Raw genomic sequence first — 19,353 nt, forward strand, 5'->3', positions numbered from 1 at the left:
CCGAGGCGAGAGATTAGACTGGTTTCAGCACTTGGAGATGGCTTGGGAGCACTTCAAACGTGAGCGGGAGTTTCCCGCCCGTGTCCCCGTCGGCGTTGACCGGAAGCGAATCAGGCGAATCGATATACACCCGCTTCGTCTGGAATGCGGTCACACTGTCTGTTTCTTTAAGCTTACCGGTAAATAAGGCCGGAGCGAGCTGGAAGGCGTCTGTGAAACCGAGATTCTCAAACAAGTAGACGTGAAGCAGGCCATCGTTCAACTTCGCATCAGGCTCGAAGTTTTCAAAGCCGCCGACCGAGTTCGTCAGCGCGATGACGGCGAGAAAAGCGTCCCCGTCGAACGTGTGCTCTTCGGCCTGAACTGATAACGAGTAAGGACTGTGTTCCCGGAACGCTTTGATGCCTTCAATCAAGTAGGCGAACGGGCCCCATTTCGTCTTCTCTTCGACGCTGACTTCATCGACCGCCTCAGCGATGAGGCCGATGGCGATGACGTTCATGAAGTAGCCGTGTTCATACTTCCCAATGTCCATCGGTGACGGTTTTGCCGTTCGCAGCGCTTCAATCGCTTCTTTCGGGTCACTCGGTACGCCGAGAGCCCGTGCCAAATCGTTCACCGTTCCGAGCGGGATGATTCCGAAGTCGGGACGATGATCGGCTTCGGCGAGACCGGCCACCGTCTCGTTCAACGTGCCGTCGCCGCCCATGGCGATGACGGCTTTATATTGTTTCGACGCCGCTTCTCGTGCAAAGTGTGTGGCGTCGTCGGCTTTTTCAGTAAAACGGACGTCGACGTTTCCGTAACGTTCGCGCAGCACTTCTTCAGCGAACGGCGCGTGCTCTTTCCCTAATTCTTTCCCAGACGATGGGTTGACGATCAACATAACTGTATCCATTCAAGACATTCCCCTTTATCAGTCAGATATTGTCCTATATTCCCGTCCGCGCTCAAACCTAGTCATCAAAAAAACAACGCGCGTGCGTTGTTTAGTAATGGCGGAACGCCGACATATCGAGATGGCTCGCATCGGATTCGTCGACGGCGAGCTCGATTTTCAAATATTCGTGGAAAGGCGAATCGTACGCTCCCATGCAGGCAACCGGTTCATGGCCGGGTACGGGCGATTTTCGTTTCGTCTTGACGAACAGGTAGTCTTCGCGCGACAACGTCAACAAGAAACGCTCGACTGCGTGCGGTTCGCGCGTGACGTTCGGCCATGGCAAGTGGTTGAACAGTAAAAAGACCGCGCCTTCTTTTTCAAGGGCATAGTCAGGGGCGATGCCTTCCCGGTTCAACAACTCGATGACCGAACTCAAATAGCCTGCTTTAATCGTCAATGAAATCTCATAATACTCACGCATACCGTCCACCCTTTCTAAAAATCACAATAGTTCTATTCTAAACGTTTCAAGGAGACGCGACAACGGAGAAGTTTCTTGACGAAGTGTTTTTAGCGACGTATACTGCTCATGTCCTGCTATACTAAAGGTAAATGATGAACGAATTGAGGTGAAACCGACATGATTGAATCACTCGAATTGAAGGCATGGGTCGTCTTAGCAAGAGCGATGGACGCAATCAGTGATCGTGTCAAAGACGATCTTAGACGCCACCAATTGAATTCAACAGAGTTCGGTGTTCTATCCGTATTGTATAAACGAGGAGATACGCCGCTGCAACAAATCGGCGATCAAATTTTGATCACGAGTGGCAGCGTCACGTATGTGATCGACAAGCTTGAGAAGCGAGGGCTCATCGAGCGCGTCGCCTGTCCGTCAGACCGTCGTGTCACGTACGCGTCGTTGACAGGCGAAGGCAAGCAATTGATGGACGTCGTCTATCCTGAGCATATTGAAATCTTCAAAGATATTTATGGACCGCTCAGCGAACAAGAGACTGAGACGTTGATCGATTTATTGAAACGCGTCGGCTACAACGCGGCAGGCAAATAACGCCTGCCTGTTTTTTTGTCAATTATCTTGAAGTTGAAATAATTGACGGTGAGATATACAGATGATATAGTTCTAACTGTTGTTATCAAAATAGAGATTACCAGTGGAGGAACCCATTATGAAAAAAGTATTATACGTATCAGCTAACCCAAAACCGACAGAATTGTCATACAGCAAACAAGTCGCAGAAGCGTTCATGACGAAGCTTCAACAAGAAAACGCATCGCTTGAAGTCGAAGCAATCGAGCTTTACGATGTCGACGTCCAAGAAATCGATGGCGACGTGTTAAGCGCTTGGGGAAAATTCGCGTCTGGTGAAGCACTCACAGACGTCGAAGCTTCAAAAGTCGCGACGATGAACGGCATGCTCGAGAAGTTCATGGAAGCAGACCTTTACGTGTTCGCGACGCCGATGTGGAACTTCTTCTTCCCAGCACGCATGAAGATGTTCCTCGATAGCGTCCTCTCAGCCGGCAAAACGTTCCGTTACACAGAGCAAGGGCCGGTCGGTCTCCTTGAGAACAAACAAGCGATCCACATTCAAGGGACAGGCGGCATCTACACAGGCACAGACCTCAACTTTGCAGACGCGTACCTCCGTCAAGCGCTTGCGTTCGTCGGCGTGAACGAAGTGACGACACTTGCGGTTGAAGGAATGAACCAGTTCCCAGACAAGATCGAAGACATCGTTGCTGACGCGACAGCGAAAGCAGAAGCACTTGCGAAAGAAGTAGCAGGCACAGTCACAGTATAATCATCGGACGAGTCCACTGGGCTCGTCTTTTTGTGTGCCGTCGATTCGGGTATGATAAGACGGAAAGGGGCGAATCAAATGGGAGAACAGTTATCAGACCGCTTGCTCGGCGACTGGAGTGACATCATTGAAGCAGAGATGGAGCAGCCGTACTTCGTTGACTTGAAAGCGTTCGTCGATGAGGCGTATGCGACGACGACCGTCTATCCGCAGCGGGAAGACATTTGGAACGCGTTCGTCTACACGAAGTTTAAAGACGTCAAATGCGTCATCCTCGGCCAAGACCCGTATCACGGTCCGAATCAGGCCCACGGACTCAGCTTCTCGGTCCAAGACGGTGTCCGTTTTCCGCCATCGCTGCGCAACATCTTTCAAGAGTTGCATGAAGACTTGGGTTGTAGCGTGCCGAAGAGCGGGAATCTAGAGAACTGGGCCCGCCAAGGCGTATTGTTGCTCAACACCGCGCTCACGGTCGAAGCGAGTAAGGCCGGATCACACCGCGGACAAGGATGGGTTCAGTTCACGGACTCGATCATCGAGCAACTCGGGAAGCGTGAGCAACCGATCGTGTTTATTCTTTGGGGAAACGATGCCAAAAAGAAACAAAAGCTGATCGGGCCGCAGCACGCGATCTTGACATCGGTCCACCCGAGTCCGCTGTCGGCACACCGCGGCTTCTTCGGATCCCGTCCGTTCTCGCAAGTGAACGATTTGATGAAACAGTGGGGACAACCTGAAATTGATTGGTGTTTGTGACAGTTCGCAGTTGCGGACTGTTTTTTGTTGACGTCGACAAAACGATTTGGTAAAGTTACAACCAACAAGATACTTTAACGCTTAAAAGCAAGTTCGCGTAGAAGCATAACTGCATAACAGTAACAAAAGCGATGATCAAACCGAAGTAGAGACATCTTCCCTGGCCCAGAGAGCGTGTGGTGCTGCGAACACGCCCAAAAGATGAATCGAATTACAGTTTGTGAGCTCTCACATGTGAGCGGTCCCCCGTTATCGGATTAGAGTGACTAGACAACGTCTAGTAATCAGGGTGGTACCGCGGCTAAGTCGTCCCTATCGAGTGAATCGATAGGGACTTTTTGACGTCCAGTAGACAAAAGGAGGAAATATCATGCTCACACAATCAATCCCACGCCACTTGGCGCCTCATATCTCGCCCCAGTTTTACAACGAGTACACACCGACCGATCACGCGGTCTGGCGTTTCGTATTACGGCTCAATTTGCATACGCTCGAAGGCAAGGCCCATCCGTTCTACATCGAAGGGTTGAAAAAGACAGGCATGGGACCAGAACGCCTCCCGGACGTCGAAAAAATGACCGCCGAGATGCGAGCGGCCGGTTGGTCGACGGTCGCGGTCGACGGATTGATTCCTGGCGTCGCGTTCTTTGACTTCCAAGGGAACGGGATGTTACCGGTCGCGACCGACATCCGGAAAGTCGAGAACATCTTGTACAGCCCGGCACCAGACATTATCCATGAGGCGGCCGGTCACGCGCCGATGCTGATGGACCCTGAGTTTTCTAAAATCGTGAAACGGTTCGGTCAACTTGGCGCGAAAGCGTTCATGAACCGTGAGGAACACGCCTCGTTCGCGGCACTGAAACGACTGACGATCGTGAAAGAGAATGCCAACTCGACGGAAGCGGATGTCAAAGCCGCCTTAGAAGCGCTGCATGAAGCGAAAGCGCAAGTGACGGGCTTCTCCGAAGCGCAGCAAGTGGCACGTATCTTTTGGTGGACGGTCGAGTTCGGACTGATCGGCGACATCGAGCGCCCGCTCATTTACGGGGCCGGACTGTTGTCTTCGGTCGGCGAGAGCCGTCACTGCCTGACCGACGCCGTCACGAAACATCCGTTCAACCTCGAGCATGCGCTAGAGACGAAACAGGATGTGACGAATATGCAAAGTGAACTGTTCGTCATCCCTGACTTCGAGGCGTTGACGGATGCGCTCGATGAACTCGAATCACGGATGGCCGTCCACACGGGCGGAATCGCATCGCTTGAGAAGGCGCTCGCCTCAGGAAGTCAATCGACGATCCGGCTCGAAGATGGGACCGACCGTGTCGGAACGGTTCGACACGTGACGAACACAGGCCGAGTTGCCCTCGTTCAATGGGGGGACTGCGTGAAAGTTGACCACGGCCAGCTTCGCAATTTGAGCAATCACGGACTACTCGTTTTAGATGGACCAATCCAAGAAGCGCTCGCGGAAGCGGACGTTCGCCTCGATGGCCGCATCGTCAGCGAGACGACAGACGAGATCACGCTAGAAGACGTGAGCGTGCACATCGACGGCAAACAAATCGAGCTCGCGACGCTTGAAGTGAGACACGATTCGCTACCGTCGATCTTCCCGGGCACGGACGTCGAAGAGCTCGTCGTCTTAGAGAAACCGGTTCAAATCGAACGGGACGCCCGGACGTGGACGGAAGACGACCCACTCTTCAATCGCATCCGGCTCATGCGTGAACAAGGTGAGTCGATCGACGCTCTCGTCCCAACGGTCCTCTCTGAGCATGCAGACGCCTGGTTGGCTCAGATTGAATGCTTGGAACTCGTTCAGTCAGACGAGCTTCGTCAAGCACTCATCGACCGGCTACAAGCGTTACGGAAAACTTCAGACTCTCGCAACGAGCTGATTGCCCGCGCAATGGATTTGCTCAAATGACGCAAACAACCCCGACTTTGAAAAAAGTCGGGGTTGTTTTTATTTGGTCGTTTCACGCAAGAACGTGATCAAGCGACGATACGTTGAACTGGCTGCTGGTTGATCCATCTCGAAGTGATAGCTGTTTCCGAGTTCGTATTCATCTCGATTATAGAAGACGCTCGTCACGTCAGTCCGTCCGGAGAGAATCGTCGCGAACTCTTTCGCTTGTGTCTCGAACGACCCCGTGTTCCCGTCGGTGATGAACGTCGGGACGAACGTGGCCGGGATGTTGACGAGAGGAGACGCTTCGTTGACGATGGGGAGGTTCTCCCAATTGTACGTCCCGAAGTAGGCCCAACCGATCCGCTTGAACAAGAAACGGTTGACGGCTTTCGAAGACTCGAGAATCGTCCGTTTCAAATCATACGGGCCAGACAAGAGAACCGCGCCGAGGATCGAGTCTTGCGGGACGACTTGATTCACTTCGGCTGACGGTGCATAGTCATCGTTCAGTTGAATCCCGATGAATTGGGCGACGAGCTGCGCTCCGTTCGAGTCTCCGGCGAAAAAGACGCGGTCGAGATCGAGTCGGAAGCGATCGTTGTTGTCGGCAATATACGTGTACGCCTCTTCGATTTGCTGGAGTGGCACCGGATACGTGACGTCCGGGGCGAGGGCGTAGTTGATGCTGACGACGTTGTAGCCGTTGCTTGCGATCGACGTCGCATACTTGAACACATCGGCCTTATCACCGCCAACGAACGAGCCACCGTGCACCCAAAAGATTGTCGGGACGACATGCTTATCGCCTTCATAGCGAATCAAATCGAACGTCCCGTTCTCGTAGGCAGAATAGTAATCGATGTCTTTACGGACCGACGTCTTTTGAACGACTTCGTCGAATCCTTTGATCGCGACTTCCTTGCCTCCAGTAAATGAAGTTTTGACGAGACGGGACGCAGGCTTCGGTGACAAGAAGACGTAGGCAGCACCGGCGACGGCCGTTCCGACTAGTCCGAGTCCAGCTCGTTTCAATCCTTTATTCATCGTGATTCCTCCTTGGTTCAAACGGTTATTGCTTAACGATTCGTAACGACACTGCTCATGTACGTCTCGATGACGTGGGCGATTCCATCTTCATTGTTTGACTTCGTGATGAAGTCGGCTTTCCCTTTGACCGTGGCGTTGGCGTTACCCATGGCGACACCGAGTCCGGCCCATTCGATCATCGTCAAGTCGTTGTTGCCGTCTCCGCAAGCGATGACGTGTGCTTGGTCGATTCCGACGTGGTCAGCCAAAAAGGCGAGGCTCGTCCCTTTCGTCACACCGGCTTCCGTGAACTCGAGGAAGAACGGTTTCGAACGGGCGACGGCGAGCTTGCCTTCGAGCTCGACTTGTAGCTTCGTCTCGATTGGGGCGAGCGTTTCTCCATCGCCGAGCATGAGGCATTTGACGACAGGGGTCGTGACGGTTTCTTTGAAATCGTTGACGTGGATGACCGGCATGCCCGTCAATTCGCCTTCGAGATCGGTATACGGGTTCGGCTGATCGGTTACGATTTCGTTACCGATGTACGTATGAATCGCGATTTCCTCCCGGACACTGATATCATGGAGGTGGGCGACTGTGTCTGGCATTAACGTGCTTGAGAAGATTTCTTCATTTGTTTCACAATTGATGATTGAAGCACCGTTGAATGACAAGATGTAACTACCATATTTGGCGAGCTCGAGTTCACGAGCTGCTTCCCACATGGCGTACGTCGGACGTCCGCTTGCTAAAACGACTTTGTGGCCGCGTTCTTGGACGTCAAGTAACGCCGCTTTCGTGACAGGGGAAATCGTGTGGTCGCTCGTGAGGAGCGTATCGTCCATATCTAAAACAATCATGTTATAACTCATAGTGGTAAGGAGTCCTCCTTCAGAATCTAATGACTCCATCCTAATACGATTTGAGGTCAATTGACAACCTTGTCGCAAAAACGTAACTATAATGTAGAGTAGTGAACTCCAGAAGAGGTGGAAATATGAATCGGATATTAGTAGCCGAAGATGAGCATGCGATTCGCAGCTTTATCATCGTAAATTTAAAACGAGCCGGATTTGATGTCTTTGAGGCAACGAACGGCCGTGAAGCGGTCACCGCGTTCGATCGTGAACCGTTCGATATCGTCTTGCTAGACGTCATGATGCCTGAGATGGACGGCTTTGAAGCGTGCGCCGCAATTCGTGACTTAGACGAGAACGTCGGGATCATCATGTTGACGGCACGCACGCTTGAAGAAGATAAAATCGAAGGTCTCGGGAAAGGGGCGGACGACTATATCGCCAAGCCGTTCAGCCCGGGCGAGCTCATCGCGCGCATTCATGCGCTCCTGCGACGCGTCGAAAAAGTGAAGCGCAAAGAGAAGAAACGTCTCAAGTCAGGACCGTTCGCCATCGACTTGGCGGCGAAACAAGTGACGAAATACGGACAATCGATCGATTTGACGCCGACCGAATATGACTTGATCTGTCATCTCGTCCAAAACGAAGAAGTCGTCTTATCACGTGATGCGCTTCTTGATGCGGTTTGGGGCATCAACTACTTCGGGGACCGGAAGACGGTGGACGTCAACATTCGCCGCTTACGGCAAAAGATTGAAGACGACCCGAGCCATCCGGCCTATATCGAGACGCTATGGGGGCATGGCTATAAGTGGCGGAGACATGACGGATGAGACAACAGCTCGTCATCCGCATGATGATTGTCGTGACACTCGTGCTCTTACTGCTCGTAAGCGTCCTGTCGTACGGTACGTACCGTTATTACTACGAGTATGAGTCCGATGCGTTGGTCAGCCATGCGACGACAAGTGCTTATTTGTATCCACAGGCGCAAGTCGGATTTGAGACACCGAGCGCGTTCTCGGTCCTCGTCCGGACGTTCGGGTATCCGGGTACGGATTTGACGATGGTCGACCGCTCTGGCGCGATTATAAAAACGACCGGACAGCGAGCACAACAAGCGTCGTATACACCTGAGCAGCTCGAGCGTCTCGCTAGAGGAGAGTCGGTCGTCCAAGACTATGACGTGAACGAAGAACACTTTCTGTCGGTGACGAGCCCAATCATGACCGAGGGAACGGGTGAGTTCGCCATCAGTTTCACGCGTCCGCTCGCAGACTTAGACACGCTCATCCGCGAGATTTGGATGGCGGTCCTCATGATCGGTGTCTTGATTTGGCTCGTGGCGCTATACGCGGTCATCCGAATCGCGGACCGCTTCGTCCGTCCGATCCGCGAGATTATTGAGACGGCTGACGAGATGGCGCAAGGTGATTTCGACGTCGAGGTATATTCGAACGAGAAGCACGAGCTCGGGGCGCTTGCCCGGACGCTGACTTACTTAGGCGCTAAAGTGCAACAGCACCAATCGACGCGCAACGAATTCTTGTCGAACGTCTCCCATGAGCTCAGGACGCCGCTCACTTCAATCAAAGGCTGGACTGAGACGATCCGAGGCGGGGACGAACAACTGTCAGACGAGACAGAGCTCGGTCTGAGTATCATTCATTCGGAGACCGAGCGAATGATCGGTCTCGTCGAGCAATTGCTCGACTACACGAAAATCGAGGAGAGTCGTCTCGTGCTCTATCGTCAAGAGCTCGATCTCGTCTCCCTGTTACGCAAAGTAACGATTCAACTGAAACAATCGCTTGAAGATAAGCAGATTACGTTGATCGAGCGCTACCCGGCCAAGTCGGTCGGTCTATTCGATGAGAACCGGCTCAAGCAAGTATTCTTAAACTTACTTGAAAACGCGATCCGGTTCTCACCAGTCGGCGGGACGCTCACGGTTCGCTTCGTCCAGTCGGAGCGGGTCGCCTTCATCTCGATTATCGATCAAGGACCTGGCATCTCGAAAGAACACTTGCAGCGCATCACGGAAATGTTCTATCAAGCGCAAGTGACGAAAGGCAGCAGCGGCCTCGGCCTTGCGATCGCTAAGGAGTTGATCGAGGCGCATGAAGGGAAACTTGTCATCGAAAGTGAAGTCAGACAAGGGACGACTGTGACAGTTCTGTTACCGCTCGACCCGAGCGAACTGCAATAAAAGGGTTAAACCTTCCGAATTCAGGATACATACAATTGTATGTAGAATGAGGGAGGTTTTTTGTCGTGGCCGCAAAAACATTGAAACCGTTGAAAGGAAGTCCGAATGCCGTATCGACACAAACGTCGATCAAAGCGCTGCACATGGACCCGCTTCCGTATGGAAAAGACCGCGATCAAACGGTCGAAACCATCAAAATGGTGATGGGGCAGCTACCTCGGACGGAGCTTGCCGAGGAGACGACGGACACGCTCCATTACGTCGTCTCTTCGAAAGTGATGCGTTTTAAAGATGATGTGGAATTTTTATTTGACGATGAAGCGAGACAAGTAGAATTTCGTTCTGCTTCACGACTCGGTCATTCCGACTTCGGTGTGAACCGGAAACGGATGGACGACGTAAGCAAACGATATCGGAGGTTGATGGGATGAAGGACTATCAGTTGATTGTAATCGGGGGAGGCGCGGCCGGGATGACGGTCGCAGCCGGTGCCGCGAATTTAGGTGTGAAAGTCGCACTGATTGAGAAGAAAAAACATCTGGGTGGCGATTGTCTCCACGTCGGCTGTATCCCGTCGAAGGCGCTCATCGCAGCCTCGAAAGATGCGAGTTCGATGATGCAGGCCGCACGTGTGCTCGGAGCCGAGTTTGACGGGCGCGATCATTATAAGACGACGAAAGCACGAGTCGACAAAGCGCGGGCGATCATTCAAGAATACGATGGGACGGAGCGTTTCGAAAAGATCGGGGTCGATGTATACATCGGAGAAGCGTCGTTCCAAAGCCCGTACGAACTGAAAGTCGGTGACGATTTACTGATCGGTAAAAAGTTCGTCATCGCGACCGGGTCGAAACCGACCGTCCCGCCAATCGATGGATTGGACAACGTTTCCTACTTAACGAATGAAAACGTGTTTGAAGAAGAGACGCTCCCAGAGAGCATCATCGTCATCGGGGCCGGCACGGTCGGACTTGAGCTGGCACAGTCGTTCGCGCGGCTCGGTAGCCAAGTGACCGTGCTCGAGGCGCAAGACGCGTTCTTGCCGAAAGAAGACGAGTCTGTCAGTGCGTTGCTCCGCTCACAGCTTGAGATGGCGCTGCATCTAGAAATCGGTGTCAAGGTCAAACAGATTGCTGAAGTGGCAGGACGCATCAAAGTCACAGCCGAAGTCGATGGGGAAACTGTCGAGTATGAGGCGGAAAAACTGCTCATGGCGACAGGACGTGCTCCACGCATCGAAGAACTTCGCCTTGATCGGGCGAAAGTCGACGTGAAAGACGGCTATGTCGATGTGACGTCGACGTATCGGACGTCACAGTCCCACATCTTCGCCATCGGAGATACGATCAAGACGTTACCGTTCACACATGCGGCTGGCGAAGAAGGCAAGGCGGTCGTCGCCAACGCCTTGTTCGGGCTATGGAACAAGGTCGATTACAGCAAGATGCCTTGGATCACGTTTACCGACCCGGAAGTGTTCCATGTCGGATTGACCGAGGCCGAGGCGCGTGAGCGTCACGGGGATGACATCGAAATCTTTGAGGCGAAGCTGTCCGAAGTCGATCGGTTCGTCGCCGATCGCCAAGAGACAGGCTTCGTCAAAATCATCACCCGGAAGAACGGCAAGATTCTCGGAGGACACGCGGTCGGGATGACGGCTGGCGATTGGATGCAGATTGTCGTCTATGCGATGCAACGCGGTGATAAAATCGGCAAGTTGTCACGTATGATCTATCCGTATCCTTCGCGGAGCGAGGCCGTTAAGAAAGCGGCCGATCTATACTGGCGGAAGCGGCTCTTCGAGAGCCCGCTCACCGAGCTCGCCCGAAAATATTTTGAATGGACACGTTAACAAAAAGCCCACTCTGTCGCAGAGTGGGCTTTTCTTCATGGTAAGACGAGCGTTTCGATCATTTTTGGTGAACCTTCTGATAAGTCGACGAGCGGCTTGATCAATACTTCGACACGGCGATTTTTAGAACGCCCGGCGTCCGTTTCGTTCGTCGCAATCGGCTTATATTCCCCGTAGCTTGCGAGCGTGAACTGATTCGGATTGAGCGACTCATTCGTCAACAGACCTCGCATGAACGCAGTCGCTCGGGCTGAACTGAGTTCCCAGTTCGACGGGAAACGAGCCGTATTGATCGGCACGTTATCGGTATGACCGGACACGACGATTTCTCGATTCCCGGCTTGTTCGAGAATGCCGCTGATCGACTGGGCGACCGTGCGGGCGTCAGCGTCGAGTGTCGCTTCCCCCATGCTGAACAAAGCCCGGTCTTGGATCGTCAGGACGAGCCCACTTGAGTTGATGGTCGCCTCGATTTCGTCTTCTAATCCATTTTTCTTAATGTACTGATTCACTTCTTCTTTTAACTCGTCGAGTTTGGCTAGCTCATACGTCCGCGGATTGGCGGTCGTATCTGTCTTGTCCGTTCGGCTAATGTCACTGTTTGACGCCGTTGAGGCTTGGAAGACACTCGTGCCGCCTGAGAACACTTGATTGAACGATTGAGACATCTTATTGAGCTTCGTCTGGTCGACGTTACTTGAGGCGAACAACACGATAAACAAAGCGAGAAGTAACGTCAGCAGGTCAGCGTAAGGGATGAGCCAGCCTTCCGGGATGTGTTCTTCATGATCATGCTTCTTTTTGCGCTTCATAGTTCGCTCGCTCCTTTGGAGACAAATACACGGCCAACTTATCTTCTAACGTCTTTGGTGACTCTCCGCCTTGAATCGACAAAATTCCTTCGATCATCATTTCCTTGACGACGACCTCGCTTTTCGAATATTGCTTCAACTTGTTGGCAAACGGGAACCAAAGAACATATCCACTGAAAATCCCGAACAGCGTCGCGACAAAGGCGGCGGAGATGGCGTAGCCGAGTTTATCAATATCGGATAAGTCTTTTAGCGCGGCGACGAGCCCGATGACGGCTCCAAGTACACCGAGCGTCGGAGCGTACGTGCCTGCTTGCGTGAACACATCAGCGTTCGCTTTATGGCGTATTTCCATATTCTCGATATCACGCGACATCACTTCGGCGATATATTCAGACGGTTGACCGTCGATGACCATCATCATGCCTTGTTTCAAAAACGGTTCTTCGACTTGCTCGAGTGCCGTCTCGAGTGACAGCAGGCCTTCTTTACGTGCCTGCGTCGACAGGTCGACGAATTGCGTCAACAAACCAGATTTGCTTGGCAGTTCTTGTTTTTTGAATAAAATCTTAAATAGTTGGGGTACCGTCTGTAGCTGTTCTTTCGAAACGGCGATACTGACCGCGGCCGCCGTCCCGACAAAAATAATGACGAGGGCCGCAGGGTTGATCAGCGGAGCGACCCCCGCTCCTTTCAAAATCATCCCTCCGATTAACGTAAAGAAACCGAGTAAAAGTCCGACTAAAGTGACGACATCCATGTCTATGTTTTCCACCTTTCTAAAAAAAATCAAGATATAAAAAAAGCGAGAGACTTAACTCGTCTCCCGCAAATGCGTTCCGATGGTTAAGCGCCGTTTTCGTCAATCAGCAGTTGGATGCTGATATTTCGTTCTTCACGCTCTATATCGGTTAGCACATCGTATTTTTTTAATAATGCGTACAATTGATTCATAACTTCTTGATCAAGTGACCAATTCAACAGTTCTTCGAGCTGGAAATAGAGATGGGCGGGCATACATTGTGATTGACGCTCCAACCTTCGCGAGACATCCTTTAGCGAATGATCTACCGTACTAGGGTCCACGGTTTCATTCAACCTCCTCAATATTCATAAAGTCTATCTCTAATATTACCAAAAAAATATAGGAAGGGTTAGCGATACATTTTTCTAGTTGGCAATTTACACGTCGAGGAGTAAGATGATGCTTAGAAAACTCGATTTAAAGGAGATAGCGAGATGCGACATCGATTGACCGTACGGGAATTGCGCCTTAAACGAATTGAGGCGCTATACCGGCTCATCTTTGAAAAACCGGCCCGATTTATCGCGACTGGATTTTTACTCGCCATCTTGATCGGAGCGACGTTGCTGTATATGCCATTCGCCCAAACCGAACCGGTCTCTTGGATCGATTGCCTCTTCATCGCGACGTCAGCAGGCACGGTGACCGGCCTGTCGACGATCGACATCGGCTCATCGTTCAATACGTTCGGCGAGCTCGTCATCGTCGCCTTGATTCAAATCGGCGGACTCGGATTCATGACGGTCGCGCTCATGCTGCTCAGTGTGCTCGGTAAGAAAATCGGCTTAAAACAGCGCATCTTACTCCAAGAATCGCTCAACTTGTCAGGTCCGGGCGGAACGGTCCGCCTCGTCCGCAACATCGTCTTCACGACCATCATCGTCCAGTTCATCGGAATGTTATTTTTGACGGTCGAACTTTACAGCACGAGCGATTATCGGTTCGGCGAAGCACTATATTATGGCTTTTTCCATGCCGTCTCGGCGTTCAATAACGCAGGTTTTGCATTATGGCCCGACAGCTTGATGCAGTTCGAGCAGAATACGGCCATCGTCGTCACGATTTCGATGCTCTTGATGATTGGGGGTCTCGGATTCACGACGATTGCCGACGCGACCGAAGTGAAACGATGGAAGCGACTCGCTTTGCATTCGAAAATCATGATTGCTTCGCTTGGCGTCATCAACGGAATCGCCTGGTTCGGACTTATGCTATTCGAGTGGGTATCAGTGGAAGGTGCACTTTACGGCCGCCCGATTGGCGAGGCGTTAAACGTCACGTTCTTTCAAGCGGTGACGACACGGACGGCTGGATTCAATACGGTGGACATCTCGATGATGGCGCCGGTGTCGATCGGATTAATCCTCATCTTGATGTATATCGGGGCCGGAGCGGCATCAACGGGATCTGGTATTAAAGTGACGACCGTCGCTGTCATTTTAGCGGACATGTGGGCGTTCATCGCCGGTAAAAAAGAGACAGTCATTCTCGAGCGGACGGTCGACGCGTTTCAAATCAAGAAAGCATACGTCGTCGCCATCTCGAGCTTCTTCTTTATTATGTTGATCACGGCACTCACGATTTTGACGAATGATCACATTCCGGCGACCGCCCTCTTGTTCGAGACCGTGTCTGCCTTCGGAACGGTCGGGCTCTCGCTCGGCATCACGGCTGAACTGAATGACGCCGGGAAAGGGTTCATCATGTTCATGATGCTCCTCGGCCGTGTCGGCTCGCTGACCATTCTGTTCACGGTCGCACGACAGATGGACCGGAAGATCCGTTATCCGAAAGAGAAGCTGTTAATTGGATGAAGACACACAAAAAGCCCTGGTCAGGGCTTTTTGTGTGTGTTGTAATAAGCGACGATGTCAGGCAAGTAGTCTTGTAAATCCGGGCAAACGATGCCGGTCCCGTTTAACGCTCGGAGCGTCTGCGTCGTGTCGAAATGGACTTGATGCTTAAAATAGGCGAGCAGTTCTTTTGGAACCCCATATCGTTCCGATAGCTGCAAAGCGGAAAATCCGGTTTCTGCGGCGAAATGGGGAATCGTTCCGCGAGGCGAGCGACCAAACATCGCTTCATGGATCATACGGTACACTTCCCGAGCCCCATGCGGGAACGGGTCGGTCAAATGGAACGTGCGCTTTAGACCGACTGGGGCGTGGGCGAGATAAGCAGTCGCTTCGACCACGTAGTCATACGGTACGAGGTTCACTTCGATGTTTTGCCGTCCGATATACGGGAGCGGCGCCGCTTGACGCAACTGGTCCATCAACTTCAACACGAAGTAGACGCCATCGAATTTTTTCGTCTCTCCGGTCTTGCTATGACCGATGACGATACCGGGACGGATGATCGTCGCGGGTATCGAGCCGAGTTCACGGGAGACGATGGCTTCCGCTTCATACTTCGTAGCCTCGTAATGGTTTTTAAACTGGACCCGATGCCATAGCTCGTTCTCATAGACGGTCCCTTGGCGGCGTCCGGAGACGTAGGCGGTACTAAAGTAGACGTATCGCTTTAAATGTTTTGCCCGTTTGGCGAACGCCGTCATATGCTTCGTCCCGAGCAAGTTGACTCGGTAGCCGACGTCATACGGGATGCTCAAGTCATAAGCGGCCGCTAAGTGGAAGATATAATTCACTTCCCGTTCGATGACCGACCGCATGATCGGGTCGAGAATGACTTCCGGGAGTGTGATATCGGCTTCAACAAGCACTAACTGCTCGTCTTGAAGCGAAGTCGTGGCCAACAGTTCTTGTTTCAAAGCGAGCGCTTCTGGTCGTTGTGCCGGTAAATGGAGCGCATAGATCGTTCCAATCTGATCTGGCAATGTCGCGAGATGGGTAATCAGCTTTCCTGCTAAAAATCCTGGGAAACCGGTAAAGGCATATTGATTCATGACGTCTCCTCCGCTACATCTAACGTGAACGTGAACGTCGAGCCAACGCCTACGCTCGACTCGACTTCGATGCTGCCGCCGTGCGACTCGATGATCTCCTTACAGATTGACAACCCGAGGCCGGTGCCTCCGATTTGACGCGTATCTGAGTTGTCGACACGGTAGAATTTTTTGAACAGTTCTTCGAACGCGTGCTCGGGAATCCCGATTCCAAAATCTTGGACGGACACGTGGGCTTGCTTGTGCTCTTTCCGGACGCGAACTTCAATCTCATGACTGTGAGGTGAGTACTTGATGGCGTTTGAAAGCAAGTTGATGATGACTTGCTCGATCCGGTCTTTGTCGGCGACGAGAACGAGCAACTCGTCGGCATCATCGAAATGAATCGAGTGGTCAGTCGTCTCGCGGAAGCGCTCGACGACTTCACGGACGAGCTCGTTCAGGACGAAGCGGTCTTGTTTATACTCTTGATTGCCATCTTCCATGCGCTGAATATCAAGGAAGTCGTTCAACAAGTCCGTCAACCGCTTCGCTTCTTTCGCCATCGTCTTTAAATAACGTTCGCGCTTGTCCTTCGACAAGTCACGTGTCAGCATCAATTCGATGTATCCCGATAGAGAAGATAATGGCGTTCTCAACTCGTGTGAGACGGTGCTGACCAACTCGTTTTTGATTTGGTCCATCCGCTCTTCTTCGGTCCGGTTGCGGAAGACGAACAAAAAGCCACTATCCATACCAATCTGCCGTTTTGTGTCCATTCCGGTTCCGTACATCTCATAATACTGTTCGTCGCGATCGTTCGGTTGCGGAATCGAAAAGCGGAGCGACACTTCACGAGCCGACCCGTCGAGCAAGAGGTCGATTTTCTTTAACATTTCAGTGCGATCACGGCTCCGGAATGTCGTCAGGAGCGGGATGCGTTCCTGCATCTTGTTCGGAGCGATGCCGGGCAGGTCGAGTAAGCGCCGGGCATGCACGTTCATGAACAGGACACTACCGTTCGATTCGGTCAAGACGAACGCCTCGTTCGATGCTTGCAGAATCGATTGGATGATGTCGCGCTGACGAGCAATCGCATTTTTCTCTCGTTCAAGCATGCGCTCGACTTTTTTACGGTCACTAATATCGCGCATGACGGCGACGCGGAGCGTCTGGCCTTGGAACGTCACTTCTTTCGGATAGACTTCCATCTCTAAAAAGGTACCGTCCTCGCGCCGTCCGATGACTTCGTACGGGGTTTGAATGTGATTACGGACCCGTCTGAGGACATCGGCCCGGTAGCCTTCCGCGATAAATTCGATCGTTTGGCGTCCGACCATGTCCTCGGCCGGGATACGGAAAATCGTTTCGGCTGCCTTGTTCGCGTCAAGAATCGTTCCCCCTTCGTGAAACAGGACAGCTTCAATCACGGACTCAGCAAACATGCGGTAACGCTGCTCTTTATGGAGCAGTTCGCCTTTGAGCGCGATTTCAGGGCTGACATCAAAGACGAAGAAAAAGAAGCCGATGATTTGATTGTGTTCATAGACCGGCTGCATGAACAGTTTGCCGACAAAATGGGTACGATCTTTACGCTGAAACTTCCATTCTCGGTCTCCACGATCGAGTGCGACGCGCAGCATCTGTTCGAACGACAACAAGCGCTCCGTCTCGTCTTGATAATGCGTTCGCTTCTCACTCAGTTCTCGCGACTCGAACAAGGCGAACGGTGTCATCTCATAGAGCACTTCGTGAGGTTGATAGCCGAACAGCTCGGTCGCTCCTTTATTGAAGCGATTGATGAGCAGATTGGCATCTGTCATGATCATCGCCATGTCGAGCTCGGTATGCATCATCGCCTCAAAGGCGTTATGTTGGACCGTGACCCGCGTGTCGAGCGGGAGCGGCTCGATGGAGAGAATATATATATGTTCATATGGGATCGCATGGACGCGAATCGTCGGCATCTCGTATATCCAAGGAAGTCCTTGCTCCATCCGGCGCGACAATTCCATGGTGAGAGGTGACTGGTTGACCATGTGGAAAATATTCGTTTTCGTCTGTAAGTCTTCAGGAAACTGCTCCATGAACGGACGATTCGCCTGAACGATCGTACCGTCCTTCGTAATCAGCGCGACGCCGTAAGGTAAAGCGTGCAGCAGTTCGTTTTGGAGATACATCCTTTTCTCCATTAACGTTTGATCCCTCCTTCTTTATATCAAACGGGTACATTTGGAATACATTCGACAGAAGACCCTTTGTTTTCCTGCATTGATTCGGTAAAGTAAATAAAAGAAACGGTAGGGAGGACGATTGACGTGAAAGGAATGGCGCTTAGCCTATTGATCGCCATCGGATTATGGTGGTGGGGAGCACCGATGTGGAGCGTCGTCACGGTGCTCGCTCTCGGGATTGCTTGGCTCATCTGGCGGATGCGCCTGTCGACGATTGATCGGATTGATCGAATGGACGGCCGTGAGTTTGAGCTGTTTTTAGAAGAAGTATTCACAGCGCTCGGGTACACCGTGACGGTCACACCGGCGTCACGTGATTTCGGGGCGGATTTGCTCCTTGAAACGTCGGACGGCTGGTCGATCGCGGTCCAAGCAAAACGCTATGAAAAAGTTGTCGGACTCGAAGCGGTCCAGCAAGTAGCCGCGTCCGTTCCATACTACGGGGCGAACGAAGGATGGGTCGTCACGAACTCGTCCTATACGGATAGTGCATACGAACTCGCCGAACCAAATCAAGTTCGTCTGATTGCAAGAACAGAGCTCGAACAGCTGCTCAAACAGGCTGGATTTAAGCGCTAAAGTGGCGCCTGTTCACAGCTTTGACAGACTGGCGGATTGTGTCGAAGAAAAAGGGGTTGTCTTTTTCCTCAAACGGTGCAATAATCATCTTCGTCATATGAAATATGTAGTAGTTGAACAGAGAAACACGACTACTAGAAACTAAATTGGGGTTTCACAGAATGACCAACCGAACAAACACAAAAATCGAGGTTGGAACGTAGTAGGAGGAAAAAGCGGTGCGCAAATTAATTTATGTAAAAGGTTGTGTCTTTACGCAAGGCGAGGCGACCATTTATGACGAAACAAATGATGCAATCGGATCTGTTCACCGCGACACGGAGGGCAGTGTTCAAGTGCACAACTTGTCCGGTCGACAAATCGCTCACGGGAAGTACATCCCGAACTGTCAAAAGTGGGTCGTCATGAACCACGACGGGCAAGCGATTGGTCAATTGAAAGACAAGTTCTCGTTATTCGGGAAAAAGTGTGAATACAACGTCTATGAACGTGGTCTCTACACGATTCAATACGATGTCGAACGCTACAAGTTCAGTGTTCGCGATAAAGCTGGAAAACTTGTGGCGGAACTTCGCAAACAAGATGACGATTCTTTCTGTTTGACGAAAGAGGCGGATCAGCTCTCGATGTTCGAGTTGTTGTCAGTTTTGAAGACGTTGACGGTCAAATCACGGATGCCGGTCGCCATGTCAGTCTAACCAATATGACGAAC

20 protein-coding genes and 1 other annotated feature are annotated in these 19,353 nt (G+C 51.8%); of the genes, 11 read left to right on the forward strand and 9 right to left on the reverse strand.

Annotated features, from left to right (window positions below):
* Positions 1 to 13 precede the first annotated feature (13 nt).
* Both EVJ29_RS11970 and EVJ29_RS11975 read right to left on the reverse strand, forming a co-directional pair.
* Positions 14 to 898, reverse strand: coding sequence for a diacylglycerol/lipid kinase family protein (locus EVJ29_RS11970; RefSeq protein WP_201739014.1), 885 nt, complete (start codon positions 896 to 898; stop codon positions 14 to 16).
* Between the two features lie 91 nt (positions 899 to 989).
* Positions 990 to 1,364: a hypothetical protein gene (locus EVJ29_RS11975; RefSeq protein WP_070328315.1), complete on the reverse strand. Its 375-nt coding sequence runs from the start codon at positions 1,362 to 1,364 to the stop codon at positions 990 to 992.
* 159 nt (positions 1,365 to 1,523) lie between these two features.
* Here EVJ29_RS11975 and EVJ29_RS11980 point away from each other — a divergent pair, with 159 nt between their 5' ends.
* From EVJ29_RS11980 to EVJ29_RS11995, 4 genes are all read left to right on the forward strand, one after another.
* Positions 1,524 to 1,955, forward strand: a complete 432-nt coding sequence (locus tag EVJ29_RS11980) for a MarR family winged helix-turn-helix transcriptional regulator (protein ID WP_016509745.1) — start codon at positions 1,524 to 1,526, stop codon at positions 1,953 to 1,955.
* A 118-nt stretch (positions 1,956 to 2,073) separates the two neighbouring features.
* Positions 2,074 to 2,709 (forward strand): FMN-dependent NADH-azoreductase, encoded by a 636-nt coding sequence (locus EVJ29_RS11985; RefSeq protein WP_131465972.1) that lies wholly within the window; start codon positions 2,074 to 2,076, stop codon positions 2,707 to 2,709.
* 78 nt (positions 2,710 to 2,787) lie between these two features.
* Entirely contained in the window at positions 2,788 to 3,465 is a 678-nt protein-coding gene (locus tag EVJ29_RS11990) for a uracil-DNA glycosylase (protein WP_201739015.1), read from the forward strand.
* 122 nt (positions 3,466 to 3,587) lie between these two features.
* Positions 3,588 to 3,782, forward strand: a binding site (T-box leader).
* Between the two features lie 53 nt (positions 3,783 to 3,835).
* The gene (locus EVJ29_RS11995; RefSeq protein WP_131505157.1) at positions 3,836 to 5,398 is read left to right on the forward strand and encodes an aromatic amino acid hydroxylase; all 1,563 of its coding nucleotides are present in this window, start codon (positions 3,836 to 3,838) and stop codon (positions 5,396 to 5,398) included.
* Between the two features lie 39 nt (positions 5,399 to 5,437).
* Here the strand turns inward: EVJ29_RS11995 and EVJ29_RS12000 are convergent, their stop codons facing one another.
* Positions 5,438 to 6,427: an alpha/beta hydrolase gene (locus EVJ29_RS12000; RefSeq protein WP_131465977.1), complete on the reverse strand. Its 990-nt coding sequence runs from the start codon at positions 6,425 to 6,427 to the stop codon at positions 5,438 to 5,440.
* A gap of 32 nt (positions 6,428 to 6,459) precedes the next feature.
* Positions 6,460 to 7,281 carry a Cof-type HAD-IIB family hydrolase gene (locus tag EVJ29_RS12005; protein ID WP_131465979.1) on the reverse strand — a complete coding sequence of 274 codons (822 nt, stop codon included), beginning with the start codon at positions 7,279 to 7,281 and terminating at the stop codon, positions 6,460 to 6,462.
* 125 nt (positions 7,282 to 7,406) lie between these two features.
* Between EVJ29_RS12005 and EVJ29_RS12010 the strand changes: the two genes are divergently transcribed.
* The 4 genes from EVJ29_RS12010 (at position 7,407) to EVJ29_RS12025 (ending at position 11,327) form a co-directional block, all read left to right on the forward strand.
* Positions 7,407 to 8,099 carry a response regulator transcription factor gene (locus EVJ29_RS12010; RefSeq protein ID WP_131457893.1) on the forward strand — a complete coding sequence of 231 codons (693 nt, stop codon included), beginning with the start codon at positions 7,407 to 7,409 and terminating at the stop codon, positions 8,097 to 8,099.
* A complete protein-coding gene (locus EVJ29_RS12015; RefSeq protein ID WP_070328309.1) occupies positions 8,096 to 9,475 on the forward strand; it encodes a sensor histidine kinase in 1,380 nt (459 codons plus the stop codon). Before EVJ29_RS12010 ends, EVJ29_RS12015 begins: the two co-directional genes overlap by 4 nt.
* 65 nt (positions 9,476 to 9,540) lie before the next feature.
* Positions 9,541 to 9,906, forward strand: coding sequence for a DUF1499 domain-containing protein (locus EVJ29_RS12020; RefSeq protein ID WP_070328308.1), 366 nt, complete (start codon positions 9,541 to 9,543; stop codon positions 9,904 to 9,906).
* Positions 9,903 to 11,327 (forward strand): dihydrolipoyl dehydrogenase family protein, encoded by a 1,425-nt coding sequence (locus tag EVJ29_RS12025; RefSeq protein ID WP_131505158.1) that lies wholly within the window; start codon positions 9,903 to 9,905, stop codon positions 11,325 to 11,327. The genes EVJ29_RS12020 and EVJ29_RS12025 overlap by 4 nt, the downstream gene beginning before the upstream one ends.
* A 35-nt stretch (positions 11,328 to 11,362) precedes the next feature.
* On the opposite strand, the gene EVJ29_RS12030 is transcribed toward EVJ29_RS12025, so the two are convergent.
* The 3 genes from EVJ29_RS12030 to EVJ29_RS12040 form a co-directional block, all read right to left on the reverse strand.
* On the reverse strand, positions 11,363 to 12,139 hold the full coding sequence (locus EVJ29_RS12030) for a flagellar motor protein MotB (protein ID WP_070329181.1): 777 nt from the start codon (positions 12,137 to 12,139) through the stop codon (positions 11,363 to 11,365).
* A complete protein-coding gene (gene motA, locus EVJ29_RS12035; RefSeq protein ID WP_070329182.1) occupies positions 12,117 to 12,899 on the reverse strand; it encodes a flagellar motor stator protein MotA in 783 nt (260 codons plus the stop codon). The genes EVJ29_RS12030 and motA overlap by 23 nt, the downstream gene beginning before the upstream one ends.
* 86 nt (positions 12,900 to 12,985) lie before the next feature.
* A complete protein-coding gene (locus EVJ29_RS12040) occupies positions 12,986 to 13,177 on the reverse strand; it encodes a hypothetical protein (protein ID WP_233589722.1) in 192 nt (63 codons plus the stop codon).
* 201 nt (positions 13,178 to 13,378) lie between these two features.
* Between EVJ29_RS12040 and EVJ29_RS12045 the strand changes: the two genes are divergently transcribed.
* Complete coding sequence (locus tag EVJ29_RS12045; protein WP_131505159.1) at positions 13,379 to 14,758, forward strand: TrkH family potassium uptake protein; 1,380 nt, start codon at positions 13,379 to 13,381, stop codon at positions 14,756 to 14,758.
* A 20-nt stretch (positions 14,759 to 14,778) separates the two neighbouring features.
* Here EVJ29_RS12045 and EVJ29_RS12050 read toward each other — a convergent pair whose 3' ends face one another.
* A complete protein-coding gene (locus EVJ29_RS12050; RefSeq protein ID WP_131490609.1) occupies positions 14,779 to 15,849 on the reverse strand; it encodes an SDR family oxidoreductase in 1,071 nt (356 codons plus the stop codon).
* The gene (locus EVJ29_RS12055) at positions 15,846 to 18,020 is read right to left on the reverse strand and encodes a PAS domain-containing sensor histidine kinase (protein WP_131490610.1); all 2,175 of its coding nucleotides are present in this window, start codon (positions 18,018 to 18,020) and stop codon (positions 15,846 to 15,848) included. The genes EVJ29_RS12050 and EVJ29_RS12055 overlap by 4 nt, the downstream gene beginning before the upstream one ends.
* Before the next feature lie 135 nt (positions 18,021 to 18,155).
* Here EVJ29_RS12055 and EVJ29_RS12060 point away from each other — a divergent pair, with 135 nt between their 5' ends.
* Together EVJ29_RS12060 and EVJ29_RS12065 are read left to right on the forward strand one after the other, a co-directional pair.
* Complete coding sequence (locus EVJ29_RS12060; RefSeq protein ID WP_236633536.1) at positions 18,156 to 18,641, forward strand: restriction endonuclease; 486 nt, start codon at positions 18,156 to 18,158, stop codon at positions 18,639 to 18,641.
* A 218-nt stretch (positions 18,642 to 18,859) separates the two neighbouring features.
* The gene (locus EVJ29_RS12065; protein ID WP_070329187.1) at positions 18,860 to 19,339 is read left to right on the forward strand and encodes a hypothetical protein; all 480 of its coding nucleotides are present in this window, start codon (positions 18,860 to 18,862) and stop codon (positions 19,337 to 19,339) included.
* The last annotated feature ends 14 nt before the right edge of the window (positions 19,340 to 19,353 follow it).

It is taken from the genome of Exiguobacterium sp. SH4S7 (genome assembly GCF_004336795.1).
Classification (GTDB): Bacteria; Bacillota; Bacilli; order Exiguobacteriales; family Exiguobacteriaceae; genus Exiguobacterium; species Exiguobacterium aurantiacum_A.